Genomic DNA, 20,130 nt, shown 5'->3' with positions numbered 1-20,130 from the left:
AGAGAAACAAAGGAGAATTATTATGAAGAAAATTTTAGTAACAGGTGGCGCAGGATATATTGGTAGTCACACATGCGTTGAACTTCTTGAAGCAGGAATGGATGTTGTAGTAGTAGATAATTTATGCAATTCATCTGAAGAATCACTTAAGAGAGTTCAGGAAATTACAGGAAAAACATTAAAGTTCTATGAATTAGATATTAATGACAGAGCAGGAATGGAGAAAGTATTTGCTGAAAACAAGATTGATGCAGTAATTCATTTTGCTGGATTAAAGGCAGTTGGTGAATCAGTTGCAAAGCCACTTGAATATTATATGAACAATATTTCAGGTACATTAGTTCTTTGTGATGTTATGAGAAAGAATGGATGCAAGAATTTAGTATTTAGTTCATCGGCAACTGTTTATGGAAAACCGGAGACTGTTCCAATTAAGGAAGATTTTCCACTTTCTGTAACTAATCCATATGGAAGAACAAAACTTATGCAGGAAGAGATGTTCAGAGATTTTTATGTTTCAGATAACGAATGGAACATTTTATTACTTAGATATTTTAATCCAATTGGAGCTCATAAGAGTGGTAAGATTGGTGAAGATCCAAATGGTATTCCAAATAACTTAATGCCATACATTGCAAAGGTAGCAACAGGTCAGCTTCCACAGGTAAATGTATTCGGTGATGATTATGATACAGTTGATGGAACTGGTGTAAGAGATTATATTCATGTTGTTGATCTTGCAATTGGACACGTTAAGGCTATTGAAAAGATTTGGGAGAATCCAGGTGTTAAGGCATATAATCTTGGAACAGGTAATGGTTATAGTGTTCTTCAGGTTATTGAAAGCTTTAAGAAGGCAAGTGGCGTCGATATCCCATTTGTAATTGCTCCAAGAAGACCTGGTGACATTGATGAATGTTATGCAGATGCTTCACTTGCTAAGGCTGAACTTGGATGGGAAGCTAAATATAATATTGAAGATATGTGCGCTGATACATGGAGATGGCAGAGCGCTAATCCAAATGGATATAAAAAATAATGAAGGGTAATTATAATAAGGGAAAATTATAATAACGGAGAAAGAGTAAATGTCTACTAAAGAAATAACCGCAGATAAACCTGTAATGTCAGAGAAAAAAATTAAGATATTATGGAGATTGCTTACAGCCATTGAGGTTTTGATTGGAATTATTGGAATAGCCGTATTATTGTTCCTGTTTGTTCCTAAAGCAAGATTGGAATTTATAAAAACTCCTGTTGGTAAGTATCTAATGGGTGTTTATGGTAAGGAAGATTACAATAGTACAGTATTTGATCCTACATTTGATGAAAAGAAAATTAAAGTAAATGAGGATTTGCCAGAATATATGTATTCTGGAGAATATACTAATTTTGTTATGTTCGGAATTGATGCGAGAGATGCAAATTTCGATAGTGGAACTAACAGTGATTCGATTGTTATTGTTAGTATTCATAATACAACAAGTGAAGTAAAAATGGTTTCTATTTATAGAGATAGTTATTTAGCTATTCAAAGTGCTGATGGAACATCTGCTTATGATAAGATTAACTCGGCATACGCAAGAGGAGGCCCAACAGCTGCACTTAACACAATTAATACAAACATGGATTTGGATTTAAAAGATTATATTGTCGTTAACTTCGCTGGCGTATCAGAGATTATTGATGCATTAGGTGGAATTGATGTTAATCTTACTGAAGAAGAGATGAGTCAGCTTAACCATCATATGTCTAGTACAATGTTATCAATTGGAAAACGAACAGCTAAAGTTACTAACTATGGAGAGAATATTCATTTGAACGGTATTCAGGCTACAACATACTGTCGTATAAGAAAAACGGCATTTTATGATCCAGAAAGTGGAGCGGTTATCAATAATGATTTTGGTCGTGCTGCTAGACAGCGTTCTGTAATTATGAAACTTGTTGAAAAAGCTAAGGATGCAGGTGTAAATGAACTTAAGGAAGCAGCAGAATTGGTATTTTCACAGAACAAGGCTAATGCAAAGATTATTGGAACAAGTTTCCAGTGGGATGAACTTATGAATATGATGCCAATCATATTTGATTTCCAGTTATCTGGTACACAGAGTTTTCCTAACTCATTCACAACTGGTGATCTAGGCGGAAAGAGTTGCGTAATTATTAAAGGCTTATCATATAATGTTTCAAAGTTACATGAATTCTTATATGGTGAAAAAGAGTATCAGCCATCATACACGGTTGAAAATATTAGTAATAATCTTCAGGCTAATACAGGAGTTTATCCTGATTACATGCAGACACAGCAGTGGCAGGCTACATCGGAGGATGGAAAGTTACCTAAGGATTTAGCAACTGATGAACAGATGGGTGAAGTAGTTGATGGTGGTCCTAAAGTAACAAAGAAAAAATCAAAATATAAGTCATTTGACGATGAAGGACAAAATTATGGATACGATGATGCGAAAGATGATTCGGGTATCTAGTATTTGTTGGGATTATGGAAACTTTATAGTTTTATAAACAATATAATATTAACTATACATAAAACTCTAAAAAAAGTATTGCTTTTTTTAGAGTTTTACTGTATAATTCGATTTTGACGGCTTGGTTTATTATCTAAAAAACATATTTTCTTGACGAAGTATTCACAAATTGAACACAATTTGGTTTTAAACTAAAGACAGTTAAACGAAAGAAGTTTAAATCTTAACGTTAAAATCAAGGAGGATAAGAAGATGTTTGATGAAAAAGAAAGAGAGAATATGAATAATGTCGGTATGAATACTGAAAGTATTAGTTCTCAGATTATAAACGAAGAAGCAGAGAAACTTGCAAAGGAAGTTTCAAATACTCAGAATACTGGTAATATTAGTATTGGACCTAATGGTTTATATAATATGAACCATGTGGATAATGGTACTGAAGTTAATAATTCAAGAGTTGATAATACTATTGAAGTTAATAATTCAGGGGTTAATAATACAACTATTAATGGTGAATATAACGGTACTGTTAATACAGAAGCTAGTAATACGATATATACAAATAGTATACAGAAAGATAATTCTGTAAATTCAGAATATACAAATAATCAGTATGCTGATTATATTAAGAGAGCGCAAGCTACTCCTAATGAAAATATGGGCGGATTTAATGGTGGCTTTAATAATTCATATGGAAATTCATTTGATAATAATGCATATCAGATGAATAATATGAATGGAAATAATAAAAAAGCAACTAAGAAGATGCCAATTTTTAAGAAATTTGTTCTTACAGCTGCTGCAATAGCACTTATTGGTGTTACTTGTCTTGGCGGTTATGTAGGATATAATAAATATAAGGAATTAAATAGAAAAGTTAATTCCCTAACTAAAAATAATGAGACTGAGAGCCAGATAAAACTTACAACTTCAAAGAGTAAGGATAAGGGTGTTGTTAAAGACGGTGCCATTATGATGACTGATGTTTCAGATGTTGTTTCAGATGTTATGCCATCAATTGTAGCAATTACAAGTAAGACGATGGTTGAGAACTACAATGATTTTAATTGGTGGTTCGGTGGTGGAAACGAACAGTATGAACAGGAAGGAGCAGGCTCAGGTATTATTGTTGGAAAGACAGATAGTGAATTGTTAATTGTAACTAACAACCATGTTGTTGCAGGTGCGGATTCATTATCGGTTAAGTTTATAGATGAAAAATCAGTAGAAGCTAAGATTAAGGGGACAGATCCGGATAAGGATTTAGCAATTGTTGCAATTCCTCTTGATACTATGGATAGTGATACTTTATCGAATATTAAGATTGCTACTCTTGGTGATTCTGATTCATTATCAGTAGGTGATGGTGTTATTGCAATTGGTAATGCGTTAGGTTATGGACAGTCAGTAACAACAGGTGTTATAAGTGCTCTTAACAGAGAAGTTAATATTGAAGATAAGACATTGAATCTTATTCAGACAGATGCTGCAATCAATGGTGGTAACAGTGGTGGTGCTTTAATTAATTCTAATGGCGAGGTTATTGGTATTAATTCAGCTAAGTATTCATCAGATGGTTATTCTGGAACAGCTAGTATTGAAGGTATGGGATTTGCAATTCCTATTTCTTCTGCCCTAGACAGAATTAATGAACTTATGAATAAGGAAACTAGGGATAAGGTTGATAAAGAAAAAAGAGGATACCTTGGAATACAAGGAAAAACTGTTACTGAAGAAGACGAAAGAGATTATGGAATCCCAATTGGAGCCTATGTTGTTAAGGTAAATAAAGGTAGTGCAGCTGAGGAAGCAGGTATCGAAGCTAAGGATATTATAGTGGCTGTTGATGGTGATTCTGTAAAAAATATGGAAGATTTGCAAGAAATACTTGAATATTATTCAGTTAATGATAAAATAGAAGTAACAATAAAATATCTCGATGGTAGAGAGTATAAAGAAAAGAAAGTGGATGTAGTACTTAAAGATGCTAATACACTTCCTAAAGATGAGATGTCTGATGGTAGATCAGATAAATAATTAATTAAGCGTTCTTTTCCCTCTTTATAAATTTTTTCATGGGCCCCTGTACAAATCTTGTGCAGGGGTTTGAAAATTATATGGGCTTATTTCAAGTAATTAGTAGGGAATCTATAATATATATTTCATAAATTTACGATATGTAGTATAATATTAGTTGATATTTTATTAGAAGTTAAGGTTAAGTTAAGGAAAAAAGAATTAAGGTTAATAATTATGAGTGATAAAATTGAAAATATTGATATTGAAGAAACTAATGATGAAGATGTTTATGTAAAATATTGTTCATTATGTAGAAGAAGTGAGAATGAAAAGAATAAGATTTTTAAGTTTCCAGGTGGATTTTACATATGTGGAGATTGTTTACAAAAGAGTCTTGATGATATAGATAAGACATATGGAGGCGTTGGTATGCCTATGGGAAACTTTAATATTAGTGGAAATAATTTATCGCCTGCACAGTTAGATGAATTATGTAGAATGATGGGTATTCCTAATAATACTCAAAATATTGTAAGTAGTGATTCTAATGAGTCTAAAGATAGTGAAGGTGATGATGTTTCTGTTGTTGATGATAGAAATGATAATAATGGAAGTAACATTTCTAATATATCCATGATCAATTTATCAGACTTATCTTCAATGATGGGTGGTAGAAATAAGGTTAAAAGAAAACCTAAAAAGGATAAATCAAAACCAGTAATAGACATTGAAAAAATACCTGCACCACATATAATTAAGCAGAAACTTGATGAATATGTGGTTGGACAGGAACATGCTAAGAAGGTTATGTCTGTTGCAGTTTATAATCATTATAAAAGAATTACAGCTGATCAAAATGATGAGGATTTAATTGAAAAATCTAATATGTTAATGCTTGGTCCAACTGGATGCGGTAAAACTTATTTAGTTAAGACACTTGCAAAATTATTAGATGTTCCTCTTGCAATTACTGATGCAACAACTCTTACAGAAGCTGGATATATTGGTGATGACATAGAATCAGTTGTTAGTAAATTAATTGATGCTGCTGATGGTGATATTGAAAAAGCCGAGGTTGGTATTATTTTTATTGACGAAATTGATAAGTTGGCGAAAAAGACTAGTACAAGTACCAGAGATGTTAATGGAGAGTCAGTTCAGCAGGGCTTACTTAAATTATTAGAGGGAAGTTTGGTTGAAGTTCCAATAGGTTCTAGTAGTAAGAATGCAATGGTTCCTATGGAAACAGTTGATACTAGAAATATTTTATTTATCTGTGGCGGGGCGTTCCCTGATATGGAGAATATTATAAAAGAAAGACTTAATAAACAGTCATCTATGGGATTTCAGGCTGACTTAAAAGATAAATATGATGACGAAAAAGATCTCTTGATGAAAGTAACTGTTGAGGATGTTAGAACTTATGGTATGATTCCTGAGTTTATTGGAAGACTTCCAATTGTATTTGCTCTTTCCGGTATGACTGAGGATATGTTGGTTAGTGTCCTTAAGGAACCTAAGGGAGCTATTACAAAGCAGTATCAGAAGTTATTGCTTCTTGATGAAGTTGACTTACAGTTTGATGATGAAGCACTTCATGCTATTGCAAGAAGAGCTATTAAGCGAAGTACTGGTGCAAGAGCGTTAAGAGCTGTAATTGAAGAGATTATGCTCGATATTATGTATGAGATTCCAAAAGACGATAATATTGGTAGGGTTATTATTACTAAGGAATATGTAGAAGACAAAGGCGCACCTATTATTGAGATGCGTAATGTTAAATAGATTTAAAAAAGTAGAGAAAACTGGTATTGTGAGAAGGAGGATTAAGATGTGGGCTTTAGAAAGTGTTTTTTATCAAATATATCCACTTGGATTTTGTGGAGCACCACAGAAAAATGATGGGGTTGTTAAGAATCGTATATTGAAAGTGCTTAATATTACTGAGCACCTTAAGAAGATAGGTGTAGATGCAGTTTTATTTAATCCATTATTCGATTCTGATGCACATGGATATGATATTAGACATTACGATGAAATTGATCCTAGACTTGGAACTGAAAAGGACTTTATAAAAGTTTGTAAGGACATTCATAGTAAGGGCATGAAAATTGTAATTGATGGAGTTTTTAATCATGCAGGTCGTGGATTCTTTGCATTCCAGGATGTTTTAAGACATCGTGAAAGATCTGAATATAAGGATTGGTTTTATATTAACTTTGCAGGTAATTCATATAAATATGATGGACTTTGGTATGAAGGTTGGGAAGGTCATTATGAACTTGTGAAATTTAATTTAAAGAATGAAGATTTGGTTAATTACCTTTTAAACTGTGTAAAGGGTTGGATCGAAAAGTTTGATATTGATGGATTAAGACTTGATGTTGCTTATTCATTAGATCATGATTTTATTAAGAGATTAGTTAAGTTCTGTAGAGATATTAAACCTGATTTCTTCTTCGTTGGAGAAATGTTACATGGTGATTACAATACTCTTATGGGACCTGATATGCTTGATTCAATCACAAACTATGAATGTTACAAGGGTATTTATTCAAGTTTTAATGATATGAATATGTTTGAAATTGCACATTCACTTAACAGACAGTATGGTGCTGAAGAGTGGTGCTTATATACAGGAAAGCATTTGTTTAACTTTGTGGATAATCACGATGTAACTAGAATTGCATCGGCGCTTAGAAATCCTGAGCAACTTTATCCAGCATTTGCTCTATTACTTACTATGCCAGGTATACCTTGTATCTATTATGGTAGTGAATGGGGAATATCTGGTATTAAGAATTCTGATGACTCAGCTCTAAGACCTCAAATTTTTGAGCCTGAGTTTAACAACTTAACTGAGTATATTCAGAGTTTAATTGAGATTAGAAAGTCTACTCCAGCCATTATATATGGTGATTATGAGAATGTCATAATTGATAACAAGTATTTGTTATTTAAGAGATGTTGCAAGGATGGAAATGTTTTAGTGGCTATTAATGCTGATGGTGAACATCATAAGGTGGACGTTCCAATTTCTTCAATTGGTACAGTGGAATTAGAGCCTTATGAAACAAGAATTATAGAGTACTAAAAGGAGTATGTTATATGTCGATGTGTGATGAGTGCGCGAATTATGAATATGATGAAGATTATGAATGCTATGTTTGCATGGTAGATCTTGATGAAGATGAAATGCAAAAGTTCTTATCGGATTCTTTCAAAAATTGTCCATATTATATAAATGGAGACGAGTATCTGGTTGTCAGACATCAGATGTAGATAGAAATAGCGCAAAACTTATGTTTGCGCTATTTTTAGGTGTAAAAAGAGCATGGGGAGAAATATATAGGGTTGATATAATTATAAAAGGAAAAGATAAACATGAAGATTATAAAAGAGAGAATTGTATTAGTAGTTATTAGTATTTTGATACTAACGAATTGTTGCGCTTGCAATAGTAAGTCGAAAGATAAAAAAGATAAGAATGAGGAAACAAAGACAACTGCTGAATTTCAAAGCATGGAAACAAAACGTGGTGATGAAATAGAGAGTATTCAGGAATATGTTGAAGGCAATGAACTTAAATTTATTAATGAAAATGCAGATTATTATAATGATAGCCTAGAAGTTAATAAGTTTTATGTATATGGAACACATTTTAACTTTGAGGGAAGTATAGGAATTAAAAAACTAGGAAGCAACAGTGTTGAAAGTGCAAGTCTTTGTTTAATTGATATCAGTAAGTCAGATAAAGATATATCATCTAAAGTTGCTGGTGCAATAAAGATTAATTTTGAAAATAAAGGGAAAAAAGTAAACTTTAACGCTTCGTCAGTTATAAATAAGGGCTTATTTTTAGAGAACGTTAAACAAGGTACATACGCTTTATATGTAGTTGTTAAGGATTCGAAGGGGAAGAATTTATTCTTACCACTTGAAAATAAGACTAAGGAAAAAGATATAAAATATTATACGGTTACAAATTTAAAGGATCAGTCAAATAGGGAGATAAACATTTATACTCCTAATGAAGTTGAAGAACAGAAAAACTCAAAGTTTATGTTTTTAAATTGTTATAAAAAGGAACTACCTGAGGATGTGTACGATATTGTGATTGATCCAGGACATGGTGGAAGTGACGTTGGAGCTATACATGGTAGTTACTATGAAAAGGATTTATCCTTAGAAATAGCCAAAATGGTTTATGAGAATTTAAAGAATCAGGGCTATAAAGTATTAATTACCAGAGATGGCTCAGAAAGTAATGATGATTATAGCGTTTATACATCATATGAGGATAATGGAAGAGTTACATTAGCATGTGCTTCTAGAGCAAAATATGCTTTATCAATACATTTAAATAGTTCTGAGGCTGATATGTCTAAAGGTGGAGTTCAGATTTATTGTTCAAGTAAAGCTGATACAAGCATGGCTAGGTACCTAGCTGATAGTGTTGTTAAGGATGCTAATACATATACATCAAATCTTGGTGGTTCATTTATGAGAGAGGATGGTGTATATTCACATTCATTCGGTGCAACAGAACTTGCTGAAATAAGATCAATAGCTGCTCAATATGGATTTGCTCCATATGATGTAAAACGTGGTGATGATTATTTATATATGTTAAGAGAGTTAGGTGGCATCTCAACTAATGCTTACACAGATGGAAGACATCCACAGTATGGAAAGAATAAGTGGGTTAAGGCAAATTATGGTATTGAGTGCTGTCTATGCGAACTTGCATACATGTCAGTTGAAGAGGATTTTAATCACTTTATGAAGAATAAAGATAAGTATGCAAAAGGTCTTTGTAATGGATTAATTAAGGCTATTGAAAATAATAAATAGTAAAAGATGGGATAAATGATGTTTAAGTTACTAAAGTATTTAAAAAAGTATAAAATTGAAACAATTCTTGCACCGCTTTTTAAATTATTAGAAGCGCTTCTTGAGCTATACGTTCCAATTGTTATTAAGATGATGATTGATAATGGTATAGATAAAGGAGATAATGCATATATCGTAAAAATGTCAGTTTTATTATTGGTGTTGGCAGCGGTTGGACTAGCATTTTCCATAACAGCTCAGTATTTTGCAGCGAAGGCAGCAATTGGATTCGCAACTGACTTAAGACATGATTTATTCTCACATATATTAGGCTTTTCATATAAGACAATTGATAAAGAGGGGACTAATACACTTATTACACGAATGACAAGTGACATTAATCAGGTTCAGTCAGGTGTTAATATGGCACTTAGACTTTTACTGAGATCACCGTTCGTTGTTTTAGGCGCAATGATTATGGCATTTACAATTGATGTTAAACTTGCATTGATATTTGCTGTTGCCATCCCTATATTATTAGTTGTAGTATTCACAATTATATTAGTATCTATTCCACTTTATAAGAAGGTTCAGGGTGCTCTTGATAAGGTGCTAGTTATGACAAGAGAATCAATTACTGGTGCCAGAGTTGTTAGAGCATTCAGACAGGAAGAGGAAGAAATTGCTAATTTTAATGAAAGAACAGATAATCTAGCAAATATGCAGAAATATGTTGGACATATTTCAAATCTTTTAAATCCAGTAACTTTGATTATTATAAATATTGCGACAATAGTATTAATTCAAAAGGGTGCCATCAGGGTTGATGTTGGTATACTTTCACAGGGTGCGGTTGTTGCGTTATATAACTACATGGCTCAGATTTTGGAAGAGCTTGTTAAGTTTGCAAATTTAGTAATAAACATTACTAAGTCAATTTCATCAGGAGACAGAATCGAAGAGGTGCTTGAAATTGAAAGCAGATGTGAATATGATGAAATAATCGATGAAGATTTAAATGGTGATATTAATATTAAATTTGATAATGTATCATTTGCTTATCATAAGGGTAGAGCTGAAGCCGTTAAGAATGTTAGTTTTATAGCAAATGCCGGTGAAACAATTGGAATTATAGGCGGAACAGGTAGTGGAAAAACAACGCTTATTAATCTTATTCCAAGGTTTTATGAAGCAAGTGAAGGTAGGATATCAATTAATGGAATTGACATTAGTGAAGTTAATGAAGATGAATTAAGAAAAACAATAGGTATTGTTCCTCAAAAAGCTGTTTTATTTAAAGGTAGTATAAGAGACAATTTATGTTGGAGAAAGAAGGATGCTTCAGAAGAAGAATTAATTGAAGCCCTCAAGCTTTCTGAAAGCTATGAATTTGTGTCTGAAAAAGAAGGAAAACTTGATTATGAACTTACAGCTGGTGGTAAGAATTTATCAGGAGGTCAAAGACAGAGATTGTCAATTGCAAGAGCTTTGGTTGGAAAGCCAAGAATCCTTATTTTGGATGATTCGTCATCAGCGCTTGATATGATTACGGATAAAAGAGTAAGAGAGGGAATTAAGAGCCTTGATTATAAACCTATAACTTTCATTGTTGCACAAAGAATTTCTGCAGTTAGAGATGCGGATAAAATCATTTTGTTAGATGAAGGGGAAGTTATGGGGATTGGAACTCATAGTGAACTTGTAAATAGTAATGAGATTTATAGAGAAATTTACAAATCTCAGTATGGAAGTGAGGTTGACTATGAATAATAAAAAAACAGGATTAAGAATTTTAAAATACATAAGAAAGTATGTTGGTCTTCTTTTCGTTTCAATTATTACGGCATCTTTATCAGTTGCGCTTAGTTTATATGTTCCGATATTAGGCGGAAAAGCCATAGACTGTATAGTTGGGAAAAATAAAGTACAATTTGATAATGTGTATATATATTGTTTTAGAATACTATTAGTATGTATTGCATCAGGCATATTACAGTGGATTATGAGTACTATTAATAATAATATTACTTATAATGTTACAAGAGATATAAGAAGAGATGCATATGAAAAGATCCAGAAAGTACCACTTAAGATGCTTGATTCAAAAAGCACGGGGGATACAGTTAGTAGAATTATAGCTGATGTTGATCAGTTTGCGGATGGATTATTATTAGGTTTTTCTAATCTTTTTACAGGCGTGGTGTCGATTATTTTTACGCTTATTTTTATGATATCCATTAGTTTAAAGATAACATTAGTTGTTGTTGTGTTAACTCCGATTTCATTTTTTGTTGCAAGTTTTATAGCTAAGAATACACATAAGTTTTTTACAGAACAGTCGGTAACAAGAGGAGAATTAACAGGAAATTTAGAAGAAGCAATAGCTAATCAGAAATTAGTTACTGCATATTCAAAGCAAAAAGACATGATTGATGAATTTGATGAAATAAATCAGAGTTTAAGTGAATCATCACTTAGAGCTTTGTTTTATTCATCATTAGTTAATCCTTCAACAAGATTCGTCAATAGTTTGGTGTATGCATTTGTTGCGATGATTGCTGGAATGTCAGTTATAAAGGGGAATGTTACAGTTGGTGGATTAACATCATTTTTAAGTTATGCAAAACAGTATACAAAACCTTTTAATGAGATTTCAGGTGTTATTACTGAATTACAAAATTCTTTGGTATGTGCATCTAGAGTGTTTGAATTAATAGATGAGGAATATGAAAAAGAGACAGGCGAAAAGACATTAGATATTAATAGCCTTAATGGTGATGTTTGCATAAATGATGTTGCTTTTTCATATACTGATGATAAAGAATTTATCAAGAATTTTAATATTGATGTAAAGCGTGGACAGAGGGTTGCAATTATTGGACCAACTGGATGTGGTAAAACTACAATCATTAATCTTTTAATGAGATTTTATGATATTAAAGATGGTAAAATTAGCATCGATAATGTAGATAGTAGAGAATATACAAGAGAATCCGTAAGAAGTGGATTTGGAATGGTTTTACAGGATACATGGCTTAAGGAAGGAACAATTAGAGACAACATTATAGTTGGTAAGCCAGATGCTACTGATGAGGAAGTTATTGAGGCAGCTAAGAAGAGTCACTGTCATAATTTTATTATGAGACTTCCTGACGGATATGATACATACATAAAGGAAGATGGTGGTTCACTTTCAGCTGGACAGAAGCAACTTTTATGTATTTCAAGAATTATGCTTGCGGTTCCGCCTATGCTTATTCTTGATGAAGCAACAAGTGTTGTTGATACAAGAACTGAAATAAAGGTCCAGGAAGCATTTGCTAAATTGATGGAAGGACGAACAAGTTTTATTGTTGCTCATAGATTATCAACAATTAGAAATGCAGACATTATAGTTGCAATGAAAGATGGCAAGGTTGTTGAATGTGGCAATCACGATGAATTATTAGAAAAACGTGGAATGTACTACGAAATGTATAATAGTAGATAGAGTTGGAGACAGACATGAAGAAAAAGTTACTTTGCATGGCGCTTTCAATGGTTGTATTAGTTGGAAATATGGATACAGGCATTGGCGTGTATGCGTTGGATAATGAAAATCAGAATAATGAAAGTGAAAATCTTAGTAGGGATAACAGAGAGGTACTTAAAAAGGCCTTGTTAAATATCGGTGATTACTATAATGAAAATGAGAAATTAATTAAATCATTTTGCATGGATTATGAACTTTCAGATGAAATCGATAAAATTATTGAAAGTGATGATGAGATAGCTGTATTAAGTTATGATGCGGGAGCTAGTAATACAGATACAGCAAATGTTTCACTTGAAAAAGCCTTTAATGAAGGTAAGTTACTTTTATCATCTGCATTTGAAAAAAAAGCAAATAGATTTGGAAAGTATGAATTAAAAAGCTATGCTGATTCTGAATATGTTACAGCTATAGCTGGAATAAATGAAGTATTAAGTGAAGATTTTGAAATTGCAAATAATTCATTATCATGTAAACCTGATTGTCTAGTTGATGATAAAGAAGATGAATCTTTTAGAGATTCTTTAAACCATGTAAAGAAACTTCTCGAAGAGAAAAGAGAACAGGTTAATGGAAAACTTAGTAGCGAGGAAATACTAAGTTATATTAATAATTGTTTATTGAATACTTCTCAAGTTGAGTATGATGGAGAAATTCCATATTCAGTTAGAAAGCAAGGCGCAGGAGTTATAAACGACGAAGCCTTTTTAGAGAGTAAGGTATGTGCAAGCGTTAATGGAAAGGCAAAGGTTGAACTTGGTGAAGTAAGTTCAAAAGAAGATGATACGTTAGTAGAAATTGAACTAAAAAATTATGGTGATGTAGATGTTACTTATGAACTTAAGGATTGCCCACTTTATATGGCAAACGAAAATGATGAGAAACTTAAAACTTGTAAAGATGGCAAGATAACATCTTTTAAGGATAGTGTTACAGTACCAGCATTTTCAAGTGCAAAGGTAACAATGTTAATTCAAACACCAGAACTTGAGGATTGTTATGTTGAAGGCTTCATTGAGTTTGATGGAGATTTTGACTTATCAATACCAATTCTTATGTATAAAGGTAATTTCGGTAAGAGAAAACTTATTGATTTTGATAATTCATATTTTATGGATAAGTATGGTAATAGATTAGGTTTATATACTAGAAGAAAAAATGGTGAATATGAGGATTATTATAGTAATGATTATATAGCATTATCTCCTAATGGCTTATATGGTGAGATAAGACCAGTTATTAAGTCGGATAGAAAAATACGTGAAGTTAATGTTTCCATAAAAGGTAAAAATATTAATAATGATTTAGGAAGTTATGATGTTAATGGTTCGATTCCTATAGGATTTAAAACAAAATACTATGATGAAAAAAGAATGGCTTATTGTGATTATCCTGATGGAAACTATCAATATGTAATTAATTCTAGAGCTAGTAAAAATGATGATTTTGAAAAAGCAACATTTAATGTAGTAATTGATAGTGTTGCACCGGTTGTTAATTTAAACATTAAAGATTCAAAATTAGAGATTACAGCTTATGATAATAATATGATTTATCCATATTTTACAATGTGTTCAAATGGTAAAATCAAAAAGATTAATTTGCTATCTGATTGTAGAAATACAAGTGGAAAGTATTATTATAATTTAAATGCAGATGAAAAAAATGTTGAATGTTTCTTTATGGACATGGCAGGTAATGCAGTTTATAAAGCAGAAAAAACAGATGATAGTAGTGAATTGCTACTATGTGATGATTTTGATTTGTCTGAGTATGACTTGGAAAAAACAACGATTAAAAACATTAATTTAAAATCATATTCAGTACTTACGAAGGATGAAGTCGATAGTGGTAAATTTATAATAAAAGGACAAATAGTTGGTAAAATACCAGATTCCTTTAAAATAAATAATAAAAATGTTGAAATAACAAAAACAGATTTAGAACATGTTTATGATTTTAAGGTTCGTGTTTTTGTTAAGAATGGTATTAATACATATTCTGTTTTACTTAAAAATGGCGAAGAAAGTAACATTTTTACAATAAAAGGTGTTATATATAGTGATGGGCTAAGCTTGAGCGTTGATAAGGGTTTAGCTAATGCTATCGGTGTGGTTAGAGTGTCTAAAAAGAAATATACATATGATGTAAATATTAATCCAACAATTGGTATTTATGATTTATATGTAAATAATGAACATGTATATTCTAATAGAGACATAAAAGATAGTAGTGAAAAGAAATTAACCCAAGAGTATGAATTCTTAAATAATGATACAAAAATTTTTAACGTAAAAGTTGTTGATATATGCGGTAATGAAGCAGAATATTCATTTAAGGTTAAATACGTTAAAATTACTAAGATGGGTGTAAAAGTAATAAGTATTAATCAGGCTGATGTTTATTATGAAAATACTTATGTTTATACTGGGAAAGCAATTTGTCCAACCGTTCAATTAGTATGTAAGGGTATGAGTTTATCAAAAGATGATGATTATACTATTAGATACCAGGATAATGTTAATATTGGTATTGGTAAAATAATTATTGAAGGTGTTGATTCTTACAATGGAACATTAATTAAGGAATTTAAGATTTTCCCTAAGAAAACACGAATAAAGAGTGTTACAACTAAACTGGATAAAAAGGGTTATGTAAAAATCAAACTTAAGAAGAGAACTGGAGGCGTTAAATATCAGGTTCAGTTTTCCAGGAAGAAGAGATCTGGTTATTCTGACTTAAAGAAAACATCAAGTCTATCTTTTAAAACTAAAAAGTTAAAACCAGGAAAGACATATTATATTAAGGTTAGATGTTATAAGAGAGTACAGGGAGATACTTTTTATGGTGAATATGGTCCAATTAAAAAAGTAAAAATCAAAGTGGTTAGGATGAAAAAGGTTTCTAAGAAAAAGGTAATAGGTAAGAAGAATAAGAAGAGTAATAAGAAATGAAAATATTAAGTGTTAATGATAGAATAAAAAAGTTAAGAGAAGTTATGAAGGATAAAAATGTGGACGTTTATTATACAACCACATCGGATTTTCATAGTAGTGAGTATATACAGGATTACTTTAAAGAAGTTTATTACATCACTGGTTTTAGTGGAAGTAATGGAAGTGTTATTATAACTGATGAAAAAGCATATCTTTATACTGATGGAAGATATTTTATTCAGGCAGAATCTGAACTTAGCACAAGCAAAGTGATTCTTATGAAGATGGGAGAGAAGGATGTTTTAAAAGAGGAAGAACTAATTGCGAAAGTATTTGCTGAGAAAAAATACAAAACATTAGGTTTTGATGGTAGAATGATTAGTTCAAGTCTTGGAAAAACATTTAGAGATTCAATCGGAGACGGAGAGATTCTATGCGATATTAATCTTCTGGATTATGTTTGGGAAGATAGAAGTGAATTACGTTTTGAAAAAGTTTATGATTTGCAAATTACTTATTCGGGTGAAAGTGTTCTTTCTAAAATAGAAAGAGTTAGAGATTACATGAAAAAGAAAAATGTTAATGGTTATGTTTTATCATCCCTATGTGATATAGCTTGGCTTCTTAATTTAAGAGGCAATGACATAGAGTGTAATCCAGTATTCTTAAGCTTTGTATATTTAACAAATGATAAGATATACATTTATTCTAATGAAAATGCAAATGTTAAAGAAGCACTTAATAAGAATGTAGAGGGAACAGAGATATATAACCAGATTATTCATAAGAAATATGAAGATTTTTATGAAGACATAAAGAAGTTATTAGTTATTGATTCTTCGATTGGTAATTATAAGCTTTTAGTTGATTTATCAATGAGTAGTTATAGATTACTTAAGATATTAGAAGAGTTAAAAATTGATTATGTTGATGAGTTTAACATTACAACAGCTTTCAAAGCAGTTAAAAATGAAGTTGAACTTGAAAACTTAAGAAAAGCGCATATTTATGATGGGGTTGCTGTAACTAAGTTTATATATTGGCTAAAACATAATATTGGTAAGATTGAAATTACCGAAAAATCGGCAGCAGATAAATTATATGAATTTAGAAAAGAGTGTAAAAGTTTAATTGGTTTAAGTTTCGATACAATTAGTGCATATGGAGGCAATGCAGCCATGATGCATTATGAGGCAGGAAAAGATTGCGCTATATTAAAACCTAAGGGGATGCTTTTAGTTGATAGTGGAGGACATTACTTTGAAGGAACGACGGATATTACTAGAAACATTGTTTTAGGAGAACTTTCTGATAAAGAAAAGATGTATTATACATTAACATTAAAGGGGATGTTAAATTTATCAGATGCTAAGTTTTTATATGGATGTACAGGACTTAATCTTGATATTTTGGCAAGAGGTTCGTTATGGAAGCTTGGTATGGATTATAAATGTGGTACAGGTCATGGCGTTGGGTATTTGCTATCTGTTCATGAAGCACCTAATGGTTTTAGATGGAGAAAGGTACCAGAAAGAAATGATGGATGTGTATTAGAAGAAGGTATGGTAACAACCATAGAACCTGGCGTGTATATTGAGAATGAATTTGGTATTAGAATAGAGAACGAACTGGTTTGTAAAAAAGCAGAAGAGAATGAATATGGACAATTTATGGAGTTTGAAACAATTACATTTTGTCCTGTTGATCTTGATGCGGTTGATACAAAGTATCTTGATGCATCTGATATTGAAATGTTAAATAATTATAATAAAATAGTATATGAGAAAATTTCACCTTATTTAAATGAAGAAGAGAAGGAGTGGTTAGGTAAGGAAACCAGAATGTTATCGTAAGATGGAGGGATATTATGGGTAAGAGATTATTATTTATTTATAATCCATATTCAGGAAAAACAATTATATCTGAGTATGTTGCTGAGATTATTGATGAATGTACAAAGGTAGGTTATGATGTTATAGCTGTGCCTACACAGGAAAAGGGATATGCTACAAAAAAAGTGGTTGAATATGGTGAAATTGTTGACCATATTATTTGTAGTGGTGGTGATGGAACGCTTAATGAAACAATAAATGGCTTGATGCGTATTGAAGACAGACCGACTCTTGGATATATCCCAACAGGAAGTACTAATGATTTCGCAAATAGTTTAAGTATTCCTAAGTCTATTGAAGATGCAATGGATGTTGCAATAAATGGAGAGGAATACGTTATTGATATTGGTTTGTTTAACAAAAGATACTTTGTGTATATTGCAGCATTTGGTGCATTTACTGAAGTTTCATATAGTACTTCGCAGGATCTTAAAAATGTTTTAGGACATCCTGCGTACCTGTTAGAAGGTATTAGAAGTCTTCCAAAACTTAGAAACTATCACGTTGTATTAGACGTAGATGGAGAAATAATAGAGGATGATTTCCTTTATGCCATGATAACAAATGCTACATCAGCTGGTGGATTTAAGGGAATTACAGGTAAGGATGTTTCTCTTAATGATGGTATCTTTGAGTTATTATTTGTTAAGAGTATACAGGGACCACCTGATTTAAATGAGGTTCTTGGAGTACTTAGTGGTTTTAAGGAAGAAAGCGATCGTGTAATTAAGAGAAAAGCTAAGCATGTTAAGGTTATTTCTAGTGAGAAGATTCCATGGACAGTTGATGGTGAGTTTGCGGGTAACCATAAAGAAGTAGAAATAAGTGTAATTCCTAGTGCTATTGAAATTAAATCATAAATGATTTGGATTTGTTGATAAAAATAAAAAATGCACAGAAATGTTGACAATTTATAAAAAATGGGTTATTATGATAAGGCTACCCTTATACACAATTGGGAAAGTGTAAATTGAGGTCGGCGAAAGGAGCAAGTGATGCAGGAAGAATTTTTCGAAGAAGAACTTAAGAAGCTTGTAGAACTCGGAAAAAGTAAAAAGGGTGTGCTTGAAAACTATGAAATCGATGCAGTTTTCAAGGATGTTGAACTTGACGAGAATCAAACAGATAGGTTGTATCAGGTTTTAGAAGAGAATAAAATCGATATCCTTCAGATTGATGATGTGGATGATGACCAATTTGTTGACGATACTTTGTTAGAGCCACTTGATGAAGATGACTTTGTTCCCGAATTGGAAGATGAAGAGAACATAGATCTTAGTGCAGTAGAACTGCTTGAAGGCGTCGGAACAGAGGATCCAGTCAGAATGTACCTTAAGGAAATTGGTACGGTACCACTTCTTACAGCTGATGAAGAACTTGCCCTTGCTAAAAGAAAAGCAGAGGGAGATCCTGTTGCAAAACAGAGACTTATTGAAGCTAACTTACGTCTTGTAGTTAGTATTGCAAAAAGATACACTGGTAGAGGCATGAGTTTCCTTGATTTAGTTCAGGAAGGTAATTTAGGTCTTATTAAAGGTGTTGAAAAGTTTGATTATGAAAAGGGTTACAAATTAAGTACTTACGCTACATGGTGGATTAGACAGTCTGTAACAAGAGCACTTGCTGATCATGCTAGAACAATCAGAGTTCCAGTTCATATGGTTGAAACTATTAACCGTATGTCAAAGATGCAAAGAAAGCTTACTCTTGAACTTGGAGCAGAACCTACAACATCTCAGCTTGCTGAAGCACTTGATATGACAGAGGATAAAGTATTAGAAATCATGCAGATTGCCAGAGAACCAGCATCTCTTGAAACACCTATTGGTGAAGAGGATGATTCAAACCTTGGTGATTTCGTTGCTGATAATAATACAGTTACTCCTGAAGAATTTGTTGAAAGAGACATGCTTCGTGAGCATATTGATCTTTTACTTAATGATCTTAAGGAAAGAGAAAAACAGGTTATTATTTTAAGATTTGGTCTTAATGATGGACATCCAAGAACACTTGAAGAAGTTGGTAAGGTTTTTGATGTTACAAGAGAAAGAATTAGACAGATTGAAGCTAAGGCACTTAGAAAGCTTAAGAATCCTGTTAGAAGTAAGAAAATTAAAGACTTTTTATAAAATAATGGGGGCTGTAAAAAAACTCCCCTAACAGAAAAGTAGCTATGAGCTCGCGCTCATAGCTACTTTTTGGTATAATTAGGTTATGTTACAACTAACTAATTATAAAACCAATGATAATTATACATTAAAACAACTAAAATTACCATTAGTTATCGAAAAATTAATTGATATTTCTGATCCGGTTTATACTTTTTGTGATGTAATGGACCACATCGACCTAACACCATACTTTGTAGAAGGGAAAGGCTACAAAACAGGTCGTCCAAGATGTGATGCAGAAAAGTTACTAAAAGTAAT

General features: G+C 31.9%; 13 protein-coding genes and 1 pseudogene. All 14 read left to right on the top strand.

Annotated elements, in window-relative coordinates:
* The first annotated feature begins 22 nt into the window (after positions 1-22).
* On the top strand, positions 23-1,039 hold the full coding sequence (gene galE, locus B5D16_RS10300) for a UDP-glucose 4-epimerase GalE (protein WP_078766903.1): 1,017 nt from the start codon (positions 23-25) through the stop codon (positions 1,037-1,039).
* A gap of 49 nt (positions 1,040-1,088) precedes the next feature.
* Positions 1,089-2,489, top strand: coding sequence for an LCP family protein (locus B5D16_RS10295; protein ID WP_078766902.1), 1,401 nt, complete (start codon positions 1,089-1,091; stop codon positions 2,487-2,489).
* A 252-nt stretch (positions 2,490-2,741) separates the two neighbouring features.
* A complete protein-coding gene (locus B5D16_RS10290; RefSeq protein WP_078766901.1) occupies positions 2,742-4,526 on the top strand; it encodes a S1C family serine protease in 1,785 nt (594 codons plus the stop codon).
* A gap of 216 nt (positions 4,527-4,742) precedes the next feature.
* Complete coding sequence (gene clpX, locus B5D16_RS10285) at positions 4,743-6,293, top strand: ATP-dependent Clp protease ATP-binding subunit ClpX (protein WP_078766900.1); 1,551 nt, start codon at positions 4,743-4,745, stop codon at positions 6,291-6,293.
* A 46-nt stretch (positions 6,294-6,339) separates the two neighbouring features.
* Positions 6,340-7,602 (top strand): alpha-amylase family glycosyl hydrolase, encoded by a 1,263-nt coding sequence (locus B5D16_RS10280; RefSeq protein WP_078766899.1) that lies wholly within the window; start codon positions 6,340-6,342, stop codon positions 7,600-7,602.
* Between the two features lie 14 nt (positions 7,603-7,616).
* Positions 7,617-7,790, top strand: a complete 174-nt coding sequence (locus B5D16_RS12585) for a DUF6472 family protein (protein WP_200803982.1) — start codon at positions 7,617-7,619, stop codon at positions 7,788-7,790.
* A gap of 102 nt (positions 7,791-7,892) precedes the next feature.
* Positions 7,893-9,362: an N-acetylmuramoyl-L-alanine amidase family protein gene (locus B5D16_RS10275; RefSeq protein ID WP_078766898.1), complete on the top strand. Its 1,470-nt coding sequence runs from the start codon at positions 7,893-7,895 to the stop codon at positions 9,360-9,362.
* 18 nt (positions 9,363-9,380) lie between these two features.
* The gene (locus tag B5D16_RS10270; RefSeq protein WP_078766960.1) at positions 9,381-11,111 is read left to right on the top strand and encodes an ABC transporter ATP-binding protein; all 1,731 of its coding nucleotides are present in this window, start codon (positions 9,381-9,383) and stop codon (positions 11,109-11,111) included.
* Complete coding sequence (locus B5D16_RS10265) at positions 11,104-12,831, top strand: ABC transporter ATP-binding protein (RefSeq protein ID WP_341465212.1); 1,728 nt, start codon at positions 11,104-11,106, stop codon at positions 12,829-12,831. Before B5D16_RS10270 ends, B5D16_RS10265 begins: the two co-directional genes overlap by 8 nt.
* Positions 12,832-12,845: 14 nt before the next feature.
* Entirely contained in the window at positions 12,846-15,827 is a 2,982-nt protein-coding gene (locus tag B5D16_RS10260; RefSeq protein ID WP_078766897.1) for an Fn3-like domain-containing protein, read from the top strand.
* Positions 15,824-17,662: an aminopeptidase P family protein gene (locus tag B5D16_RS10255; RefSeq protein WP_078766896.1), complete on the top strand. Its 1,839-nt coding sequence runs from the start codon at positions 15,824-15,826 to the stop codon at positions 17,660-17,662. The genes B5D16_RS10260 and B5D16_RS10255 overlap by 4 nt, the downstream gene beginning before the upstream one ends.
* Before the next feature lie 14 nt (positions 17,663-17,676).
* Positions 17,677-18,561, top strand: a complete 885-nt coding sequence (locus B5D16_RS10250) for a diacylglycerol/lipid kinase family protein (RefSeq protein ID WP_078766895.1) — start codon at positions 17,677-17,679, stop codon at positions 18,559-18,561.
* Positions 18,562-18,696: 135 nt separating this feature from the next.
* Positions 18,697-19,830, top strand: coding sequence for an RNA polymerase sigma factor RpoD (gene rpoD, locus B5D16_RS10245; RefSeq protein WP_078766894.1), 1,134 nt, complete (start codon positions 18,697-18,699; stop codon positions 19,828-19,830).
* A gap of 85 nt (positions 19,831-19,915) precedes the next feature.
* Positions 19,916-20,130, top strand: a pseudogene (locus tag B5D16_RS10240) (hypothetical protein); the annotation flags it as partial.

This window comes from Eubacterium uniforme (genome assembly GCF_900167115.1).
Lineage (GTDB): Bacteria > Bacillota > Clostridia > Lachnospirales > Lachnospiraceae > Eubacterium_S > Eubacterium_S uniforme.
Note: the sequence above shows the minus strand (reverse complement) of the source record. Positions and strands in the feature narration are given on the sequence as shown.

Bases quoted from the DNA above. Each gene is read 5' to 3' on its own strand.
- B5D16_RS10275 (WP_078766898.1), top strand. From the start codon at position 7,893: ATGAAGATTATAAAAGAGAGAATTGTATTAGTAGTTATTAGTATTTTG.
- B5D16_RS10280 (WP_078766899.1), top strand. From the start codon at position 6,340: ATGTGGGCTTTAGAAAGTGTTTTTTATCAAATATATCCACTTGGATTT.
- B5D16_RS10250 (WP_078766895.1), top strand. From the start codon at position 17,677: ATGGGTAAGAGATTATTATTTATTTATAATCCATATTCAGGAAAAACA.
- B5D16_RS10260 (WP_078766897.1), top strand. From the start codon at position 12,846: ATGAAGAAAAAGTTACTTTGCATGGCGCTTTCAATGGTTGTATTAGTT.
- B5D16_RS10295 (WP_078766902.1), top strand. From the start codon at position 1,089: ATGTCTACTAAAGAAATAACCGCAGATAAACCTGTAATGTCAGAGAAA.
- clpX (WP_078766900.1), top strand. From the start codon at position 4,743: ATGAGTGATAAAATTGAAAATATTGATATTGAAGAAACTAATGATGAA.
- B5D16_RS10265 (WP_341465212.1), top strand. From the start codon at position 11,104: ATGAATAATAAAAAAACAGGATTAAGAATTTTAAAATACATAAGAAAG.
- B5D16_RS10270 (WP_078766960.1), top strand. From the start codon at position 9,381: ATGTTTAAGTTACTAAAGTATTTAAAAAAGTATAAAATTGAAACAATT.
- rpoD (WP_078766894.1), top strand. From the start codon at position 18,697: ATGCAGGAAGAATTTTTCGAAGAAGAACTTAAGAAGCTTGTAGAACTC.
- B5D16_RS10255 (WP_078766896.1), top strand. From the start codon at position 15,824: ATGAAAATATTAAGTGTTAATGATAGAATAAAAAAGTTAAGAGAAGTT.
- galE (WP_078766903.1), top strand. From the start codon at position 23: ATGAAGAAAATTTTAGTAACAGGTGGCGCAGGATATATTGGTAGTCAC.
- B5D16_RS12585 (WP_200803982.1), top strand. From the start codon at position 7,617: ATGTCGATGTGTGATGAGTGCGCGAATTATGAATATGATGAAGATTAT.
- B5D16_RS10290 (WP_078766901.1), top strand. From the start codon at position 2,742: ATGTTTGATGAAAAAGAAAGAGAGAATATGAATAATGTCGGTATGAAT.